General features: G+C 36.3%; 17 protein-coding genes and 1 rRNA gene. 8 read left to right on the top strand and 10 right to left on the bottom strand.

The annotated features are described in order from the left end of the window. Positions 1–53 precede the first annotated feature (53 nt). From NY607_RS16500 to rpmH, 10 genes are all read right to left on the bottom strand, one after another. Entirely contained in the window at positions 54–902 is an 849-nt protein-coding gene (locus NY607_RS16500) for a ParB/RepB/Spo0J family partition protein (RefSeq protein WP_259420007.1), read from the bottom strand. Next, the gene (locus NY607_RS16495) at positions 895–1,656 is read right to left on the bottom strand and encodes a ParA family protein (RefSeq protein ID WP_048395216.1); all 762 of its coding nucleotides are present in this window, start codon (positions 1,654–1,656) and stop codon (positions 895–897) included. The genes NY607_RS16500 and NY607_RS16495 overlap by 8 nt, the downstream gene beginning before the upstream one ends. A gap of 223 nt (positions 1,657–1,879) precedes the next feature. Then, positions 1,880–2,779, bottom strand: a complete 900-nt coding sequence (gene noc / locus NY607_RS16490) for a nucleoid occlusion protein (RefSeq protein ID WP_131521720.1) — start codon at positions 2,777–2,779, stop codon at positions 1,880–1,882. Between the two features lie 179 nt (positions 2,780–2,958). After that, positions 2,959–3,675 carry a 16S rRNA (guanine(527)-N(7))-methyltransferase RsmG gene (gene rsmG / locus NY607_RS16485; protein ID WP_131521719.1) on the bottom strand — a complete coding sequence of 239 codons (717 nt, stop codon included), beginning with the start codon at positions 3,673–3,675 and terminating at the stop codon, positions 2,959–2,961. A gap of 115 nt (positions 3,676–3,790) precedes the next feature. Then, a complete protein-coding gene (gene mnmG, locus NY607_RS16480) occupies positions 3,791–5,683 on the bottom strand; it encodes a tRNA uridine-5-carboxymethylaminomethyl(34) synthesis enzyme MnmG (protein ID WP_259420006.1) in 1,893 nt (630 codons plus the stop codon). 27 nt (positions 5,684–5,710) lie between these two features. Beyond that, the gene (mnmE, locus tag NY607_RS16475) at positions 5,711–7,096 is read right to left on the bottom strand and encodes a tRNA uridine-5-carboxymethylaminomethyl(34) synthesis GTPase MnmE (protein WP_131521717.1); all 1,386 of its coding nucleotides are present in this window, start codon (positions 7,094–7,096) and stop codon (positions 5,711–5,713) included. 245 nt (positions 7,097–7,341) lie between these two features. After that, complete coding sequence (gene jag, locus NY607_RS16470) at positions 7,342–8,145, bottom strand: RNA-binding cell elongation regulator Jag/EloR (RefSeq protein ID WP_259420005.1); 804 nt, start codon at positions 8,143–8,145, stop codon at positions 7,342–7,344. After that, complete coding sequence (gene yidC, locus NY607_RS16465) at positions 8,142–8,912, bottom strand: membrane protein insertase YidC (RefSeq protein WP_025115704.1); 771 nt, start codon at positions 8,910–8,912, stop codon at positions 8,142–8,144. The genes jag and yidC overlap by 4 nt, the downstream gene beginning before the upstream one ends. Before the next feature lie 372 nt (positions 8,913–9,284). Further along, positions 9,285–9,629 (bottom strand): ribonuclease P protein component, encoded by a 345-nt coding sequence (rnpA, locus tag NY607_RS16460; RefSeq protein WP_048395204.1) that lies wholly within the window; start codon positions 9,627–9,629, stop codon positions 9,285–9,287. Between the two features lie 100 nt (positions 9,630–9,729). Then, positions 9,730–9,864 carry a 50S ribosomal protein L34 gene (rpmH, locus tag NY607_RS16455; protein ID WP_004233310.1) on the bottom strand — a complete coding sequence of 45 codons (135 nt, stop codon included), beginning with the start codon at positions 9,862–9,864 and terminating at the stop codon, positions 9,730–9,732. 546 nt (positions 9,865–10,410) lie between these two features. Here rpmH and dnaA point away from each other — a divergent pair. The 8 genes from dnaA to NY607_RS16415 all read left to right on the top strand — a co-directional run. Continuing rightward, positions 10,411–11,805 carry a chromosomal replication initiator protein DnaA gene (gene dnaA / locus NY607_RS16450; RefSeq protein ID WP_369700628.1) on the top strand — a complete coding sequence of 465 codons (1,395 nt, stop codon included), beginning with the start codon at positions 10,411–10,413 and terminating at the stop codon, positions 11,803–11,805. Positions 11,806–11,974: 169 nt separating this feature from the next. Continuing rightward, positions 11,975–13,111, top strand: coding sequence for a DNA polymerase III subunit beta (dnaN, locus tag NY607_RS16445; protein WP_131521715.1), 1,137 nt, complete (start codon positions 11,975–11,977; stop codon positions 13,109–13,111). A 113-nt stretch (positions 13,112–13,224) separates the two neighbouring features. Then, positions 13,225–13,449, top strand: coding sequence for a S4 domain-containing protein YaaA (gene yaaA, locus NY607_RS16440; RefSeq protein WP_131521714.1), 225 nt, complete (start codon positions 13,225–13,227; stop codon positions 13,447–13,449). A 3-nt stretch (positions 13,450–13,452) separates the two neighbouring features. Next, positions 13,453–14,568, top strand: coding sequence for a DNA replication/repair protein RecF (gene recF, locus NY607_RS16435; RefSeq protein ID WP_131521713.1), 1,116 nt, complete (start codon positions 13,453–13,455; stop codon positions 14,566–14,568). 93 nt (positions 14,569–14,661) lie between these two features. Continuing rightward, on the top strand, positions 14,662–16,596 hold the full coding sequence (gyrB, locus tag NY607_RS16430; RefSeq protein ID WP_131521712.1) for a DNA topoisomerase (ATP-hydrolyzing) subunit B: 1,935 nt from the start codon (positions 14,662–14,664) through the stop codon (positions 16,594–16,596). A 25-nt stretch (positions 16,597–16,621) separates the two neighbouring features. Continuing rightward, positions 16,622–19,087 (top strand): DNA gyrase subunit A, encoded by a 2,466-nt coding sequence (gyrA, locus tag NY607_RS16425; protein ID WP_066038361.1) that lies wholly within the window; start codon positions 16,622–16,624, stop codon positions 19,085–19,087. Positions 19,088–19,228: 141 nt separating this feature from the next. Beyond that, positions 19,229–20,311 carry an HD-GYP domain-containing protein gene (locus NY607_RS16420; protein WP_048395194.1) on the top strand — a complete coding sequence of 361 codons (1,083 nt, stop codon included), beginning with the start codon at positions 19,229–19,231 and terminating at the stop codon, positions 20,309–20,311. Positions 20,312–20,701: 390 nt separating this feature from the next. Continuing rightward, positions 20,702–20,902: ribosomal RNA gene (locus NY607_RS16415) — 16S ribosomal RNA — on the top strand; the annotation flags it as partial.

Below are 20,902 nucleotides of genomic sequence, written 5' to 3'. Positions count from 1 at the left end.
AATAGAGAGCGCCTATTTGCTTGGCGCTCTGATTAAGTTATAGAAATATTATTTTATTCTTCCTGTATGTTTAATATTTCCAATATTCGCTCTAAATCATCTTCAGAATAAAATTCAATTTCTATTTTCCCTTTATTGCTTGTTTTCTTTATTTGAACATTTGTTCCAAAGTAGTCTCGTAATTGAGACTCCTTTGCAGTTACAAAGATATCTTTTTTCTTAGGAGGGATTGTTTCACGTGAAACTTCTTCATTTAAGTTTTGCACTAATAATTCAACTTGACGTACATTCAATCCTAGATTTATTACCTTATTAGCCACTTCTGATATTCTTCTTTTATTTTTTAAGCCGAGTAATGCCCGTCCCTGCCCCATCGATAAAGTTCCATCATTCATCAATTTACGTACATCTTCTGGTAATGCCAGTAGCCGAACGTGATTGGCAATATGTGGTCTACTTTTTCCTAATCGCTTCGATAACTCCTCCTGAGTTAAATGTAAGTTTTCCATTAAACTCTGATAGGCTTCTGCTTCTTCAATAACAGTTAAATCCTCACGTTGGAGGTTTTCTAAAATAGCAAGCTCCATCATTTGTGCATCTGATAGCTCTTTTATAATGACAGGAATAACCTCGAGGCCAGCTAATAGACAAGCTCTGTAACGACGCTCTCCCGCAACAATTTCAAACTTGCGTGCTTTTTTACGTACAGCAATTGGCTGCAAAACTCCATGTTCTTTAATAGAATCAGCTAATTCTTGTAAACTTTCTTCATCAAAAATTTTACGTGGCTGAAATGGGTTCGCAACAATTAAATCTAATTGGATTTCTTCCACTTGACCACTGTGTTCTAAAGACTCTCCTGGAAATAATGCCCCAATACCCTTTCCTAGACCTTTAGCCATTTTTAATCACTTCCCTCGCCATCTCTAAATAAACTTCTGCACCTCTAGATTTTGCATCATAAGTGATGATTGGTTGACCATGACTTGGTGCCTCACTTAATCGCACATTACGGGGGATTATTGTTTTATATACTTTATCTTGGAAATATTTTTTCACTTCCTCAATAACTTGTAAGCCTAAGTTTGTGCGTGCATCTAGCATTGTTAATAAAACGCCATCGATGTAAAGCTGTTGATTCAAATGCTTTTGAACGAGGCGAACTGTTGATAGTAATTGACTTAACCCTTCCAATGCATAATATTCACATTGTACAGGAATAATAAGCGCATCTGAAGCTGTTAACGCATTGATTGTTAAAAGCCCTAAAGATGGTGGACAGTCAATAATTATATAATCGAAATCCTCTTTCACATTTTGTAAGGCATGTTTTAAACGTACTTCTCGGGAAATAGTCGAAACCAATTCAATTTCTGCACCTGCAAGTGAGATTGTTGCTGGCACGATAGATAAATTTTCTACATTTGTTTTTTGAATGACATTTTGAACATCTTCATCATCAATGAGCACATCATAAATGCAACCCTGTATTTCCCCTTTATTAATACCAAGTCCACTTGTTGTATTCCCCTGCGGATCAGTATCAATTAAAAGCACTTTCTTACCTAAGTATGCTAGGCAAGCGCTCAAATTGACCGAAGTTGTTGTTTTACCTACGCCACCCTTTTGATTGGCGATTGCTATAATTCTACCCATTTAAAAGCACCTGCTTTCATCTATCAAAGTTTACTTTGACAAATCATTTGTAAAATCACTATTTAATCCGCTATCTAACTTTCATTCTATCAAAAAATTTGAAGAGAGTTGTATAAAATATTAAGAATAAATACAAAAAAGGAGATATCTCTATAAACCTTCTGAGATATCTCCCTTGTACAGTGATAAATTTGATCATAAATTATTTTTCCAAAATAATTTATTACACTTTTTTCTTTTTAGGAATCTTCACTGTAATTTGATAGTATTCTTCTGTATCTTCTTCTTCTGTTTTCACCGTAATCCCACTTTTCGTTACCATCGTTAACGACTGTTTGATGGTATTCAAAGCAATACGCACATCTTTACTTATAGCTTTACGTTTCGGCCTAGCTTTCTTTGGAATGGATTCTTCCTGCTCATCAGCTACAGGATGTAATATAGCTTGGATTTGCTCCTCTAACTGTCGCACATTCCAATCATTTTCAATTGCTAGCTGTAAAATTTCTAGTTGCAATGGTTGATCTTTAATAGCAATTAATGCACGTGCATGTCGTTCAGATATTTTCCGCTTCAAAATAGCTTGCTGTACTTCATCTGGCAGCCTTAATAAACGTAATTTGTTGGCTACAGTGGATTGTCCTTTTCCAAGTCTTTGGGCAAGTGCTTCCTGTGTTAGCTCATGAAGCTCTAATAATTTTTGATAGGCTACCGCTTCTTCAATTGCAGTTAACTCTTCACGCTGCAAGTTCTCTATTAACGCAATAGATGCTGTTTCCTTATCAGTTAAATTACGTACAATAGCAGGGACCTCTGTCCATTGTAGCTTTTTCATCGCTCGATAACGACGCTCACCAGCAATAATTTCATATTGATTGTCTGATGTTTTACGTACAACAATTGGCTGAATCACACCATGTGTATGAATGGTTCTTGATAATTCTTCAATTTTTTCATCATCAAAAATAGTACGTGGCTGAAAACGGTTAGGTACAATTTGATCAATAGGCAACTTTATGACTTCTTCCGCTGCATGAACCGCCTCTGCTTGTTCTACTTCATTTTTCACAATAGGCTCTGTTTTACTTCCGCCTCCAAAAAAACGTGAAAAAGGACTTTTCATCCAAGTGGCACCACCTTTAAGTAACTATCTTGCTCTGTGTCATTCTATTATTATTTATTATATTTCTTTAAATGTATATAGTTCATAGATGTCTTTTGCGTGAACCATCCATAACTAGTATGTATGCTCAAAATAGAAAAAATATTTTCCACTTTGAGAAGTTTCACATGAAACACTAATTATTGAATCGGTGTTTTATTTGGTACACCTGGCTTACGCGGATATTTTTTCGGTGTTCCTTTTATTTTATCAAATATATATAAAATGCGTTCACTTTCTTCAACAGGTAGCTTGAAAGAAAATTCCTCTCTCAGTTTAACACCTAATGTTGTTAAAGCTTTTTTAGCATCCTTTAGTTCTTCTGCCCCAGCTGCGGCTTTTAAAGCAACAAAATATCCATCTTGTTTTGCTAAAGGTACACATAACTCTGCTAGAACTGATAAACGAGCTACAGCACGTGCTGTTACTACATCAAATTGTTCACGGTAATTTAAATTTTGGCCAAACTCTTCCGCTCGAGCATGTACAAAATGCATATTCTCTAATTGTAACTCATCACTTAAATGATTTAAAAAGGTAATTCTTTTATTTAAAGAGTCGACAATTGTAACTTGTAAATGTGGGAAACAGATTTTAATTGGGATACTTGGGAAACCAGCTCCTGCCCCAACATCACAAACAGTTATGACTTTTGAAAAATCAAAGTAAAATGAAGGACTAATCGAATCGAAGAAATGCTTTAAATACACGCCTTCTAAATCTGTAATGGCAGTTAAATTCATCTTTTCATTCCACTCAACAAGTAATTCAAAATACTTTTTAAATTGAGCAATCTGTATATCAGAAAGTTCGATACCTTTCTCTTTCAGAGCCTCAATAAATTGTTGTTCGTTCATGTAAAGTCTCCTTTGTTGTTCTAGCTATACAACTCCAACTAATAGTATAGCCTTAAAAATAGGAAGCGGGCACAATGGTATGCCCGCCTCTTATTCACTTTACTGTTGTTGATGATCAGCTGCTTACTTTCGCAATTTTACCTTGTTCAATATAAACAAGCAGAATTGAAATATCAGCTGGATTAACACCAGAAATACGAGAGGCTTGCGCAATAGACAGTGGTGTAACTTGTTTTAATTTTTGACGCGCTTCTGTTGCTAAACCTGAAATAGCATCGTAATCAATATTCTCAGGAATTTTTTTGTTTTCCATTTTGTGTAGTTTCTCTACCTGTTGCAATGCTTTTTCGATATAGCCTTCATATTTAAGCTGAATTTCAATTTGTTCTTTCACTTCATCCGCTAATTCGATTTCTGCCGGAATTAAAGAAGCAATTAACTCATAATGCATTTCAGGGCGTTTTAATAGATCTGCACCACGAATACCGTCTTTTAATTCACTACCACCAACAGAGCGAATAACAGATTGTGTCGCTTCATTTGGCTTAATAATGACTTCACGAAGACGTGCAATTTCATTTTCAATCAGCTCTTTTTTCTCATTGAAACTAGCATATCTTTCTTGTGGAATCATCCCCATATGATAAGCTAACTCTACTAATCGTAGATCTGCATTATCGTGACGTAATAGTAAACGATACTCTGCACGAGATGTTAATAAACGATATGGCTCATTTGTTCCTTTAGTCACTAGGTCATCGATCAAAACGCCAATATAAGCATCCGAACGGCTTAAAATTAATTCGTCTTTACCTAGTACATTAGCAGCAGCATTCATGCCCGCCATTAAGCCTTGTGCGGCAGCTTCTTCATAGCCAGATGTACCGTTAATTTGACCTGCTGTATATAAGCCTTTAATACGTTTGGTTTCTAAAGTTGGCCATAATTGTGTTGGCACAATTGAATCGTACTCAATAGCATAACCAGCACGCATCATTTCCGCATTCTCTAAGCCAGGTATAGATTTTAGTAAACGTGTTTGAACATGCTCTGGTAGGCTTGTTGACAAACCTTGAACATAAACCTCACGTGTATTGCGGCCTTCTGGCTCTAAGAAGATTTGGTGTCTTGGCTTATCATTAAAACGTACAACTTTATCTTCAATAGATGGGCAATAACGTGGACCTGTCCCTTTAATCATCCCTGAATACATCGGTGAAAGATGTAAATTTGCTTCAATAATTTCATGAGTTTCAGGGCTTGTGTATGTTAACCAGCAAGGTAGCTGATCCATAATGAATTCAGTTGTTTCAAAACTAAATGCACGTGGAACATCATCTCCTGGTTGAATCTCTGTTTTGTCATAATTTATTGTACGATTATTCACACGTGGTGGTGTACCTGTTTTAAATCGAACTAGATCAAAACCTAGCTCTTTTAAATTATCAGCTAAGCGAATTGACGGTTGTTGGTTATTAGGTCCACTTGAATATTTAATATCACCAATAATGATTTCACCACGTAGGAAAGTACCTGTTGTCACGACAACTGTTTTAGCACGATAAACGGCACCAATTTGTGTAATGACCCCTTTTACTTCCCCATCCTCAATAATTAACTCTTCAACCATTCCTTGATGGATTGTTAAGTTTGGTGTTTCCTCTAATACTCGTTTCATTTCTTGTTGATACAAAACTTTGTCCGCTTGAGCGCGCAATGCACGTACAGCTGGGCCTTTCCCTGTATTCAACATTCGCATTTGAATATGCGTTTTATCTATCACTTTCCCCATGACGCCTCCTAAAGCGTCAATCTCACGTACGACAATTCCTTTGGCAGGACCACCAATAGATGGATTACATGGCATAAATGCAATCATATCTAAATTGATTGTTAGCATTAATGTGTTAGCACCCATTTTAGCTGCGGCATGTGCAGCTTCTGAACCTGCATGACCAGCACCAATCACAATCACATCAAACGTGCCTGCCTCATATTTTGTTGGCATGCTCGTACCTTCCTTTCTTTCTGAAAATTATTTTCCTAAACAGAACTGAGAAAATAGTTGATTGATGAGGCTTTCTTGAACAGTATCACCAATGATTTCGCCAAGTATTTCCCATGTTCTTGTTACATCAATTTGTACCATATCAACTGGTACACCGTTCTGTGCAGCTGCTATTGCATCTTCTACCGTTGCTTGTGCTTGGTGTAGAAGGGCAATGTGTCTTGCGTTTGAAACATATGTTAAATCGCCCGCTTCGATTTGTCCCTCAAAGAACAATGCAGCAATGGCTTCTTCTAGCTCTGTAATACCTTCCTCTTGTAGCAGAGAAGTTGTTACAATGCGATGCTCACCAGCTAATTCTTTGACACGAGCCAAATCAATTTTTTGCGGTAAATCTGTTTTATTGACAATAACGATGTAATCCATCGCTTCAATTGTTTCGAATAGACGCTCATCCTCAGCAGTTAATTCATCTGCATAGTTTAATACAAACAGAATTAAATCAGCTCCACGAAGAGCTTCCCGTGAGCGTTCTACTCCAATTCGTTCAACAATATCTTCTGTTTCCCGAATACCCGCTGTATCCACTAAACGAAGTGGAACACCTCGGACATTGACGTACTCCTCTATAATATCACGAGTAGTCCCTGCAATATCTGTCACTATGGCCTTATTTTCTTGTACTAAGCTATTTAATAGTGAAGATTTTCCTACATTCGGACGTCCTAAAATAACTGTTGATAATCCCTCACGTAAAATTTTTCCTTGAGAAGATGTTTGCAAAAGTTTTATAATTTCATTTTTTACCCATGTACATTTCTCTACTAATACAGGTACAGTCATTTCTTCTACATCATCATACTCTGGATAATCTATATTAACCTCTACTTGGGCTAATGTCTCTAGTAAAGCTTGGCGCAAATCACCAATAAGTCTCGATAATTTTCCATCCATTTGACCCAGCGCCACATTCATCGCACGATCTGTTTTAGCTCTTATCAAATCCATTACTGCTTCAGCCTGTGATAAATCAATACGTCCATTTAAAAAGGCACGTTTTGTGAATTCACCTGGCTCAGCTAATCTTGCTCCATTTGTTAAAGCAAGTTGCAACACGCGTTTGACTGAAACTAATCCACCATGACAGTTTATTTCAACTACATCCTCACGTGTGAATGTTTTTGGCCCACGCATCAGTGATAGCATTACTTCCTCTACTACCTCATTAGACTTAGGATCGACTAAATGTCCATAATGAATAGTGTGCGAATCTTTCGTTGTTAAACTTTTACCCCCGGGTGATTTGAATATTTTGTCTGCAATCGTCACAGCCTCGTCTCCGCTTAAACGAACGATGGCTATGGCACCTTCACCCATCGGTGTGGATATCGCAGCAATTGTATCGAACTCCATTTAATGACCTCCTCAACGTTATCCACATGTGGATAATCAAAACCGACCAATACTTACTAACACCTTAGACTAACATATTTTCAGCAAAATCTAAAGTAAGGATCATTTCCAAATGTGGATAAAATCAATTTTTCGCTAATCCTATTTTCGACAAAATTTGCTATGTTTCATTAAAAAAGGTCATTTTATCTAAAAGATAAAATGACCTTTCAAAATATATTGTCTGTATGATTATGTGAAATCATCTAATTATTTTTTACTGGTTCTATTACTAAATAACGATTAGGCTCCGTACCTTCTGAATACGTTTCAAGATCTAGACGATTTGCTAATTGATTATGAATTATCTTCCGTTCGTAAGACGGCATTGGTTCAAATGCCACACGTTGATTTAAGCGTAATGCTTTATCCGCCATTCGATCCGCAAGTAATTCTAAAGCTACTTGTCGACGCTCGCGATAGTTTTCTACATCTAGTTTCACCATTAAGAACTGCTTTGCGCTTTTATTTAATACGAGTTGCGTTAATTGCTGTAAGGAATTTAATGTTTGACCTCGTTTCCCTATAAGCAGGGCAGCTTTCTCGCTTTTTAGTTGAAATAATACATATTTCCCTTCGCGTGTCGTAGCAATCTCAAGATCATGAATAGCCAATTGTTCAGCGATATTACTTAAATAAGCCTTTGCCTCTTCAATTGGATTTGCTGAGTCTCCATCCTCATCTTGTTCTTTAACGACTTGTTGAACTTCTTCCATTTCACTTGGTTGTTCAGAAACTTGTGAACTTAGTGTTTCAACATCATCTACTTCTATTGGTTCATATAATTGAGTTACTACCTGCAATTGCGCATTGTCGCTTTCAATTGTCGGAACCTGAACTTCTTTTACTGTTACACGTACCTCTGCAGAACGTGCACCAAAACCTAAAAATCCTTTTTTACCTTCTTGTAAAACTTCAACATCTACTTGTTCACGGGTTTTGCCAAGTTTCTGTAACGCCAATGAGATCGCTTCTTGTGTTGTTGCGCCTATTTGCGTAAGTTGTTTCACTTTTTAGCCCCTCCATTTTGAGCAGGTTGTGTTTTATCTTTATTCCAAGGTTTATAAATGTACAAGTTTTGGAAAATCGAAATAATGTTTCCGATTACCCAGTATAATGATAATGCAGCTGGTAAGGCCATACCAAAACCAATAATCATGAATGGCATAATATACATCATAATTTTCATTTGAGGATTATCCATTGCTGGTCCTGTACGTAACACGATAAATTGCATTAAGCCAGCTGTAATAGCTAATGCAGGTGCAGGATCTGCTAGCGGGAAGATAAAGAAATTCCCTAAATCAAATGTTGATGTTGCATTCATACGGCTAATTGCATGATAGAAACCAATTAAGATTGGCATTTGAATGATTACTGGTAAGCATCCTGCAAGTGGATTTACTCCAGATTCACTCATTAACTTCATCATTTCTTGCTGATATTGTTGTTGTGTCTGAGCATCCTTAGAAGCATACTTCTTTTGCAGTTCCTTCAATTTTGGTTGAATTTCTTGCATCTTTTTAGAACTCTTTGTTTGTTTGATCATCAATGGTAAAATTGCTAAACGAATAATAATCGTTACGGCAATGATCCCCCATGCATACGTACCTAGCAGATCAGCAAAGTATTTTATTGCTGATACCAACGGCCAAACAATGAATTCATTCCAGAAGCCTGTGCTATCTTTGGAAATTGGTTCATTGAATTCTGTACAACCAGAAAGTAGTAAGGCTACCGATACTAGTGACAAAATTACCCAATGTTGTTTTTTCAACCTTCTTCCCCCTACAATTACTATTCACTTTTTCTTATTCTTATGGTTCTTTTTGTACCGACAGTTTCCTATCACATAATCGGTTTAACGTCAGTAGCCTTATCTTTATTTCAGTCCACTTTTGAGAGTCCTCGATGAAGATAAAGTTATCAGTTATTTTATCATGCCTATAACATTCACTCTACTAAATATTCTAACTACACACACTTATTCCTAAGATAAGTTGTGAATTTTACATATTTTTAAGCGAAAACTCTCGCCACAAATACCCCCGTGTGTATAATTCTCTTACATATAATTTTATGCAAAATCACATATTATTTATTCTATTGCTAACAGTACAGGCGTAATTTCACCACTTGGTTGCATACATTACACTTTTTTCATTACCTTTGCGATTCGTAGTACATGCTGCAAACTTTGTTTCACTTCATGAAAATCCATAGTGGCCGCCGGATGTCTGGCGATAATAACATAATCCATATTCGGCTTTAGCTCATCTTTTAATTCATGAATACTTTGTCGAATATAGCGTTTTACTTGGTTGCGTGTTACCGCATTCCCAAGCTTCTTACTAACTGATAAACCTACACGAAATTCCGTTTGTCCCTCTTTTACTAAAAAATAAACAACAAACTGACGATTAGCGAAAGATTTACCTTTTTTAAACACCTTTTGAAAATCATCATTCTTCTTCACTCGTTGGCGTTTTTTCATTTCTTTCACCTGCTATTAGATAATATCTTTTGATCCTCATTTCTAGGTTTACCAAAAATAAAGAAAAAAAAGACCACTGATGTGGCTCAGTGGACTTATTTTATGCTGATAAAACTTTTCTTCCTTTACGACGACGAGCAGCAAGAACTTTGCGACCGTTTTTCGTGCTCATACGTGCGCGGAAACCGTGTACTTTGCTGTGCTTACGTTTTTTTGGTTGGTAAGTACGTTTCATTTATATAGACACCTCCTGATATGAGTTGAATTTTTCAACATACAGACTCGAATATTATATAAAGTATCTAGTTATTTTGTCAATGAATTTCACAAATTTCTTTTAATCCGTCCAACTATCTATTTATTCTATTCTCAATTTTCTAGTGTTTGGAACTCTACTAGAAATATTTTTTCTACATAAACATAAAAATATTTATCCACAGAGTACTTGTTTTTTTTACACAGAGTTGTGTATAGTATTTTTTGCATTATTTTTTATCCACAACAATTATCTACAGGTTTCTCACATAAGCAGTGCTTGTGGACAACTATAAAGTGCATAACTGTAAGCTATGTGGATAAGTTTCACAAACTATTGAAATAGCTTTGTTTTTCTGATACGATTACTGTGCTTCACTTTGTTGAAAACTAAAACGAACATTTTAATTATCCACAACTGTTAATATGCTGTGGATAATTTTCATCACAGCCTTTGGTTAACTTTTATCCACAACTTGTGATTATGTGGACGAGTTATAAAATGAACGTATTTACAATTCTATAAATGCGATTTTTTTTTGTATTGAACACTGTAAAGGAGATTAGCAGCTTGGAACATTTAGAAGAACTATGGAACAATGTCCTGGCTCAAGTTGAACAAAAAATTTCTAAACCAAGCTTCGAAACGTGGCTAAAGTCTACGAAGTTACTATCTTACAATGGTAGTGGGTCCACTGTGACAATTGCTGCGCCAAATTCGTTTGCTCGAGACTGGCTTGAAAATCATTATATTCATTTGATTACAGGTATATTAACGGAGCTAACAGGCGAAGACTTGCTTATTAAATTTGTTGTTCAAAAAAACCAGGATTCGGACGATTTTGATTTGCCAGCGCCGATTATCCAAGCAAAAAATAATGAACATCATGATATTTCACCAGGTATGTTAAACCCGAAATATACTTTTGACACGTTTGTTATTGGCTCTGGTAACCGCTTTGCACATGCAGCTTCGCTAGCTGTAGCTGAAGCACCTGCTAAGGCATACAATCCATTCTTTATTTATGGGGGAGTAGGGCTAGGTAAAACGCACTTAATGCACGCTATTGGTCATTATGTATTAGAGCATAATCCAAATGCTAAAGTAGTGTACTTATCATCCGAGAAATTTACAAATGAATTTATTAACTCAATTCGTGATAACAAAGCACTTGATTTTCGCAATAAGTACCGCAACGTGGATGTACTGCTAATTGATGATATTCAATTCCTTGCTGGAAAAGAATCAACTCAAGAAGAATTTTTCCACACTTTTAATACTTTACATGAAGAATCCAAACAAATTGTTATATCAAGTGACCGACCTCCTAAGGAGATCCCAACTTTAGAAGATCGGCTCCGTTCACGTTTCGAGTGGGGGTTAATAACTGATATTGCGCCACCCGATTTGGAAACTCGTATCGCTATTTTGCGTAAAAAAGCAAAAGCAGACGGTCTAGAGGTACCAAATGAAGTAATGCTTTATATTGCGAACCAGATTGACTCCAATATTAGGGAGCTTGAAGGTGCGCTTATTCGCGTCGTTGCCTACTCATCACTTGTAAACAAAGATATTACAGCGACATTAGCTGCCGAGGCATTGAAGGATATCATTCCAAATTCAAAACCGCGAACAGTGACAATATTAGACATTCAAAATGCAGTAGGGGAACATTTTAGTATACGATTGGAAGATTTCGCTGCCAAAAAACGTACTAAATTAATTGCTTTTCCACGTCAAATCGCTATGTACTTATCACGCGAGTTGACAGATTTTTCGCTGCCCAAAATTGGCGAAGAATTTGGTGGCCGTGATCATACAACTGTCATCCATGCGCACGAAAAAATATCTTCTATGTTGAAAAATGACGTTCAACTTCAACAAGATGTTAAACAAATTCGTAGTATGCTAGGCAAGTAATTGCTGTGGACAAACTAACTATTTAAACACAAACTTATACACAGTCTATCTACATGTGGATAGACTGATTTTATTCATAAAAATACACTTATCCACAAATCCACAGGACCTATTACTATATCTTTTTATTTTATATAAATAAATAATATAAATATGTGAGGGAAAACGAATGAAATTTGATATTTTACGTGACCGTTTATTAGAAGGTTTAAATGATGTCATGAAAGCAGTAAGTTCAAAAACAACTATTCCGATTTTAACTGGGATTAAAATTGACGTAACAGAGGAAGGTATCCGCTTAACTGGTAGTGATGCAGATATAACTATTCAAACATTTATTCCAGTAGAGGAAGATGGACAACAAATTATTCACATTACAGAAACAGGCTCAATTGTTGTACAAGCACGTATGTTTAATGAAATCGTACGTAAATTACCAACAAACGATGTTGAAATACAAGTAACACCTGGTTTCCAAACGCATATTCGTTCAGGGAAATCGGAATTCCATTTAATTGGCTCAGATGCAGCAGAGTATCCTTTATTACCAGAGCTTACAGAAGATCAAAAATTTACTATTCCTGCTGATCTCTTAAAAACAATTATCCGTGAAACAGTATTCGCTGTTGCCACTTCAGAAAGTAGACCCGTGTTGACAGGTGTAAACTGGCAGATCAAAAATGAAACATTAATCTGTGTTGCAACAGATAGTCATCGTTTAGCAAGACGAAAAGTACAACTCGAAAATTTACCAGAAGTTGAACATAGTGTAGTAATTCCAGGGAAAAGTTTGAATGAATTAAATAAAGTACTTGAAGATTCTACAAATCTTGTCCAAATCGTTATTACAAGTCAGCAAGTATTATTTAAAACTGGTGATGTATTATTCTTCTCTCGCTTACTGGAAGGAAATTATCCTGACACAACTCGTTTAATTCCTGAAGAATATCAAACAAATGTAACAATTAATGGTAAATCATTATTGCAAGCTATTGACCGTGCATCACTTGTTGCACGAGGAGATCGTAATAATGTTGTCCGTTTTGAAATCCTAGATAACCAAGCAGTTGAGGTTTCTTCTAATTCCCCTGAAATCGGTAAAGTACAAGAAGAAATTCCTGTGGAAGCATTAGAAGGGGATGGTTTGAAAATCTCATTCAGTGCAAAATATATGATGGAAGCATTAAAAGCAATAGATGGACAAGACGTGGTTATTCAATTTACTGGGGCAATGAGACCGTTTATTTTACGTTCCGTTCATGATGATGCTATTTTACAATTAATTTTACCTGTACGAACTTACTAAAGAATATAAGATCTGTTAAGATAGTCGCTCATAGTGACTATCTTTTTTTACTTATGACGTAATTTTAGGTATGATAGAGAGATAGACAGTCTGTATTCGGAGGGGAACACACTATGCAGGACATTAAAATTGATGAGGAGTTCATCACGTTAGGGCAACTTTTAAAAATTACTGATGCCATTAGTTCAGGTGGAATGGCCAAGTGGTTTTTACAAGAACATGCTGTATATGTAAATGGAGAAGTAGACGATCGTCGAGGTCGGAAATTACGTAATGGAGATATTATAAATATTCCTGGATGTGGTCGTTTTCAAATTATAGGACCAACTGGACAATAAATTATGTATATTGAGCAATTAAAACTTACAAATTACCGTAACTATGATGCCTTAGCTTTAAACTTCTCTCCAAAAATTAATGTTTTCATTGGTGAAAATGCACAAGGAAAAACAAATGTTATGGAGTCCATCTATGTTTTAGCAATGGCTAAGTCCCATCGAACAACGAACGATAAAGAATTGATACGTTGGGATTCAGACTATGGTAAAATAGAAGGGGCCGTTAAAAAAAGGCATGGTATTTTACCGATCGAACTTACGATTACAAAGAAAGGTAAAAAGGGCAAGATAAATCATATAGAGCAAAGTCGCCTTAGTCATTATATTGGTCAAATGAATGTCGTTATGTTTGCGCCAGAGGATTTGAACGTTGTAAAGGGAAGTCCGCAAATACGTCGACGTTTTATTGATATGGAGATTGGGCAAATTTCGCCTGTCTATTTACATGATTTATTAACCTTTCAAAAAGTTTTAAAACAACGTAACCATTTTTTAAAAATGAACCAAGGGAAGTCCATGTCCAATGATGTGATGTATGAGGTCTACAATGAACAATATATTCACGCTGCTACCCAAATTATTCGTAAAAGATTTCAATTTATGGATTTATTGCAGGAGTGGGCGGAACCCATACACGCAGGTATATCGCAAGGTAAGGAAACACTGGTTATAAAATATCGTACGGTAGCTGGTATTGAAAAAGAGCACTCTACTAGTGAAATTGAAAATACTTTACATCAAAAATTAATTGAAGCGAGAGAACGTGAATTTGATAGAGGCGTGACATTAGTTGGTCCACACCGAGATGATTTACAGTTTTTAGTGAATGGCTATGATGTACAAACTTATGGTTCACAAGGACAGCAGCGTACTACTGCATTGTCTTTAAAGCTTGCTGAAATTGAATTAATTAAACAAGAAACAAATGAAACACCCATACTACTTTTAGATGATGTTTTATCGGAACTCGATGATTATCGCCAATCGCATTTATTAAATACCATTCAGGGTGAAGTCCAAACCTTTGTTACAACCACTAGTGTGGAGGGAATTCATCATGAAACGATGGAACAGGCTCAACTGTTCCACGTGAAACAAGGTGCGATTGAAAGAAGTTAGCCAGGGTAGTTTTTTAGATTACAAAAAGAATGGTAATAGTCAGCTCGGTTGACTGTTCATTCATTTACACACAATGATGTTATGAAGGAGTAGATGAAAGCCGTGGCTATAGAGAACGAAGGTTTACAAAACCAAGCTTATGAGGCCGATCAGATACAGGTATTAGAAGGTTTAGAAGCAGTACGTAAAAGACCAGGGATGTATATCGGTTCAACTAGCTCTAAAGGGCTTCACCATTTAGTATGGGAAATTGTTGATAATAGTATCGATGAAGCACTTGCAGGATTTTGTACAGATATCAAAGTAACAATTGAAAAAGAAAACTGGATTCGTGTAGAAGATAACGGTCGTGGTATTCCCGTCAGTATTCAAGAAAAAATGGGTAAGCCAGCTGTTGAAGTTATTATGACTGTTTTACATGCTGGTGGTAAATTTGGCGGTGGAGGCTATAAAGTTTCTGGAGGGCTTCATGGAGTTGGAGCATCAGTAGTAAATGCACTTTCTGTTGAAACAATTGTCCAAGTACATCGTGAGGGTCATATCCATGAAATAAAATTTGAACGTGGAAAAACAGTTCAAGAGTTAACAGTTATCGGTGATACAGATCATAATGGTACAACAACGCGTTTTAAAGCTGACCCAGAAATATTTAAAGAAACAACTGTTTATGAATATGATATTTTAGCTCATCGTATTAGAGAATTGGCTTATTTAAATCGTGGTATTAAGATTACGATTGCTGATGAACGTGAAGAAGAGATTCGCTCAACAACATACCACTATGAAGGTGGTATTCGTTCTTATGTTGAACATTTAAATCAATCTAAAGAGCCAATCCATGATCCAATTGATGTTCTTGGAGAGAAGGATGGTATCACAGTAGAAATTGCTATGCAATATAACGCTGGATTCTCTTCTAATATTTTTTCATTTGCCAATAACATTAATACGTATGAGGGCGGTACACATGAGTCAGGGTTTAAAACAGCCCTTACACGCGTTATTAATGACTATGCACGAAAAAGTGGATTACTAAAAGAATCTGACGCTAATCTTACAGGTGAGGATGTACGAGAAGGGTTAACAGCTATCGTTTCTGTTAAACACCCAGATCCGCAATTTGAAGGACAAACAAAAACAAAGTTAGGGAATTCAGAAGTAAGTCAAATTACCAATTCTTTGTTCTCAGATGGCTTTGAGCGTTTTATGCTAGAAAATCCAACGGTTGCACGAAAAATTGTGGAAAAAGGACTGATGGCAGCCCGTGCTCGTGTAGCTGCGAAAAAAGCACGTGAGTTTACTCGTCGTAAAAATGCGCTCGAAGTATCAAGCTTACCAGGTAAATTAGCAGATTGTTCTTCTACTAACCCAGCTGATTGTGAAATTTATATTGTTGAGGGTGATTCTGCCGGCGGTTCAGCTAAATCTGGACGTGATCGACACTTCCAAGCAATTTTACCTTTACGTGGTAAAATCCTTAACGTTGAGAAAGCTCGACTAGATAAAATTTTATCGAATGCGGAAATCCGTGCGATGATAACAGCATTTGGCACTGGGATTGGTGAGGAGTTTAATTTAGAGAAAGCTCGTTATCATAAAATCATTATCATGACAGATGCCGATGTCGATGGGGCACATATTCGTACATTACTTTTAACATTCTTCTTCCGTTTCCTTCGACCACTTATAGAAGCAGGCTATATTTATATTGCACAGCCACCACTTTATCAAGTGAAACAAGGTAAACATATTGAGTATTGCTATGATGAAGAGACATTAAAAGAAATTTTAGAACGGCTACCAAAAATGCCAAAGCCAAATGTGCAGCGTTATAAAGGTCTTGGTGAAATGAACGCTGAGCAGCTTTGGGAAACAACAATGGATCCTGAGTACCGCACATTATTACAAGTAGAATTAGATGATGCAATTAAAGCAAACCAAGCATTTGAACGTTTAATGGGCGATGAAGTTGAACCTCGTCGTCAATTTATAGAGGAAAATGCCGTATACGCTAATTTAGATATCTAATTTTTCTTGAGAGGAGGTCTACACTTTGTCAGAACAAGAACGCTCCGGTGTTAAAGGAGTTAATATCACAGAAGAAATTGAAACATCCTTTCTTGATTATGCAATGAGTGTAATTGTATCACGTGCATTACCTGATGTACGTGATGGATTAAAACCAGTTCATCGTCGTATTTTATATGGGATGCAGGAATTAGGTAATACAGCAGATAAAGCCTACAAAAAGTCAGCGCGTATCGTTGGGGATGTCATGGGTAAGTATCATCCACATGGTGACTCTTCCATCTATGATGCAATGGTACGTATGGCACAAGATTTTAGCTATCGCTATATGCTTGTTGATGGTCACGGAAACTTCGGTTCTGTTGATGGTGATGGCGCAGCAGCCATGCGTTATACAGAATCACGTATGTCTAAAATAGCAATGGAAATGCTCCGTGATATTAATAAAGATACAATTGACTATACAGACAACTATGATGGATCAGAAAAAGAACCAATAGTTTTACCAAGTCGCTATCCAAATCTTTTAGTCAACGGTGCTGCAGGGATTGCTGTAGGTATGGCAACAAATATTCCACCACATCAATTGGGCGAAACAATTGATGCTGTTATAGCACTTTCTGAAAATCCAGCCATTACGACTGAAGAGCTGATGGAAATCATTCCTGGTCCTGATTTTCCCACTGGAGGATTAATTTTAGGACGTAGTGGTATTCGTAGAGCCTATGAAACTGGTCGAGGTTCCATTATCATCCGGGCGAAAGTGGAAATTGAGCAAAAGGCAAATGGTAAGGAAACAATTCTTATTCATGAATTGCCTTACCAAGTGAATAAGGCTAAGCTCATTGAAAAAATTGCAGAGCTTGTACGTGATAAAAAAATAGATGGAATCACAAATTTACGTGATGAATCAGACCGTCGTGGTATGCGTGTAGTGATTGAAGTTCGTAAAGATGCAAATGCTAATGTTGTACTAAATAATTTATATAAACAAACAGCTATGCAATCTAGCTTCGGTATCAATATGCTATCTTTAGTAAATGGTCAGCCTAAAGTATTAGGCTTAAAAGAAATGCTATACCATTATTTAGAACACCAAAAAGTAATTATTCGTCGTCGTACAGAGTTTGATCTTCGAAAAGCTGAAGACCGCGCTCACATTTTAGAGGGCTTACGAATCGCACTCGATCATATTGATGAAATAATCGCTATTATACGTGGTTCACGTAGTGGTGAAGAAGCAAAACCTCAATTAATGGAACGCTTTAGCTTATCGGAGCGTCAGGCTCAAGCTATTTTAGATATGCGCCTCGTTCGATTAAGTGGCTTAGAACGTGAAAAAATTGAAGCAGAATATCAAGAGCTTCAAGTTCTTATAGCTGAATTAAAGGCAATATTAGCAGATGAAGAGAAAATTGTAGATATTATTCGTACTGAAATCTTAGAGTTGAAAGAACGTTTTAATGATACGCGCCGTACTGAGATTACATCAGGTGGAATTGAAATGATTGAGGATGAGGATTTAATTCCTGTTGAAAACTCAGTTGTTACTTTAACACATAATGGCTATATCAAGCGTTTAGCTGCGAATACATATCGTAGTCAAAAGCGTGGTGGTCGTGGTGTACAAGGAATGGGTACAAATGAAGACGACTTTGTAGAGCATCTAATGAATACTTCTACCCACGATACAATTTTATTCTTCACGTCTAAAGGTAAAGTATTTAGAGCAAAAGGATATGAAATTCCTGAGTTCGGTCGTACTGCTAAAGGGTTACCAATCGTAAACTTGCTTAATATAGAAAAAGGCGAAAAAGTAACAGCTATGATTCGTGTTGCGTCGTTTGATGAAGATGCTTACTTTATCTTTACCACAAAAACAGGTATTACAAAACGTACCCCTGTATCACAATTTGCTAACATCCGAACAAATGGTTTAATCGCAATCAGCTTGAGAGAAGACGACGATCTTATTTCGGTACGTCTTACAGATGGAGAGAAACAAGTGATTATTGGTACTCGCGATGGTATGCTCGTTCGTTTCCAAGAAGACGACATTCGATCTATGGGCCGTACAGCTGGTGGTGTTCGAGGCATTAAGCTACGTGATGGTGATGAAGTAGTTGGCATGGAGATTGTTGAACCAGGGCAAGAAATATTAGTAGTAACTGAAAAAGGTTACGGTAAACGTACTTCTGAAGAGGACTATCGTTTACAAAGTCGTGGTGGAGTAGGACTGAAAACTATTCAGATTACAGATAAGAATGGTCCAATGGTGGCTGTAAAAACCGTCGATGGTTCTGAGGATTTAATGCTTATAACTATTAATGGTATGCTTATCCGTATGGATGTAAATGATATTTCATTAATTGGGCGCAGTACGCAAGGTGTACGTTTAATTCGACTAGGAGATGACGAATTGGTTGCAACTGTCGCTAAAGTGGAAAAAGCAGAAGAGTCTTTTGAAGACGAAGAGGAAGTCGAAGAATAATATAATCCGATGACGACATTATTGAATGTCGTCATCGGTTTTTTTACGTAAATAATGAAAAATAAGTAATTATTTTGAATTCCATGATAAAATGATAATACCTTATTTTGAAGCAAGAAATAGTGGAGAGGTGTTCATTCTGTGGAAACTATACATGTTCCAATTTCAGAGCTAGGTGTTGGCAAGGTAATTTCTGAAGATATATTTGCTAATACACAGTATCCGATTATTTTCAAAGATACAATGATTTCTTATGTACACTTGCAAGTTTTTCATGCATTTAATATTTTCACCGTCCCCGTTTATAAAAGTGAAAATGATATTCGTGTAGAAAAGAATGAAAGTGATGTCGAAGTTATAATAGAAGAACTTCCAACTTTTAGGAAAATCTATAATCATTCTGTTGAACAGTTTAAAAAAGAATTTAAAAACTGGGAAGCGGGCGCCAAGGTGGATATTGCAAAGGCCAGAACAATTATTTTACCTTTAGTAGAGATGGTACTAGAAGATCGTACTATTATTTTTGATTTAAATGAGTATTCAAATCCAAAAGACTACCTGTATCATCATTGTGTAGCAACTGGTCTGATTGCCTCAGTTATTGCTCAAAAACTTGGTTATGATAGAGGAACCACTATTCAAGTAGCCATCGGTGGTTTATTGGCTGATTGTGGTATGGCTAAAGTACATCCTCGTATTAGGGATAAGAAGACACCATTAACAGAGCAAGAATATGATGAGATATATAAACACCCGATTTATAGCCATAATATGGTGAAAGATTTGACCATTTTAAAAGAAACGATGAAAGAAGCAATCTTCCAACATCATGAACGTTTAAATGGTAGTGGATATCCGAAGAACGAAAAGATCGCCAATATTTCTATATTTGCACAAATCATTGCTGTTGCAGACGTTTTTCATGCTATGACATGTGAACGAGTATATAGAACGAAACAATCTTCATTTAAAGTAATTGAAATGATTAATGAATCTGAGTTTGGTAAATTTGATATTAAAGTAGTACGTGCATTAATTGATATTGTTGCAGATCTTCCGATAGGTACAATTGTAGAGCTTTCTAATTTAGAACGTGGGGAAGTAATGTTTGTAAATAAATTTGCCCCAACAAGACCACTTATTAAATTAATTCATTCAGGGGAAATTTTTGATTTAGGGAAAAATCGCAGTTTTTATATTTCACGTATCATAACTAATTTATAGATAGACGGGCAAACTATATTATGTGGTTTGCCTTTTTTATTAGGTAAGAGATGTACTCTACGCAAGTGCTAATATAATTTTTTCTTAACAAACACTTCGCAATAATAGTAATCAATTAAATAGTGAGCATTTTAACCATAATTGTTTTTTGAAACATTTATATATTGTATTAAAATATTTTTGGAGAAACTGTTGACTTTATTTTGGAATCTTGATATTATAAATGAGTCGCCAAGAGGTGACAACGAAATAAACAAAATGAACCTTGAAAACTGAACAAGCAAAACGTAATCAATAAAGTTTTAAGTAGCTAGTTTTGCTAGTGAACGAAACATAATTTTGGACATCAAACATGATGCCAGCAAAACAATTTGAGCTAATCAAATTTCTTTTATGGAGAGTTTGATCCTGGCTCAGGACGAACGCTGGCGGCGTGCCTAATACATGCAAGTCGAGCGAACAGAAAAGGAGCTTGCTCCTTTGACGTTAGCGGCGGACGGGTGAGTAACACGTGGGCAACCTACCCTATAGTTTGGGATAACTCCGGGAAACCGGGGCTAATACCGAATAATCTCTTTTGCTTCATGGTGA

The sequence above is a fragment of the Lysinibacillus sp. A4 genome (assembly GCF_024919535.1).
Lineage (GTDB): Bacteria > Bacillota > Bacilli > Bacillales_A > Planococcaceae > Lysinibacillus > Lysinibacillus capsici.
Note: the sequence above shows the minus strand (reverse complement) of the source record. Positions and strands in the feature narration are given on the sequence as shown.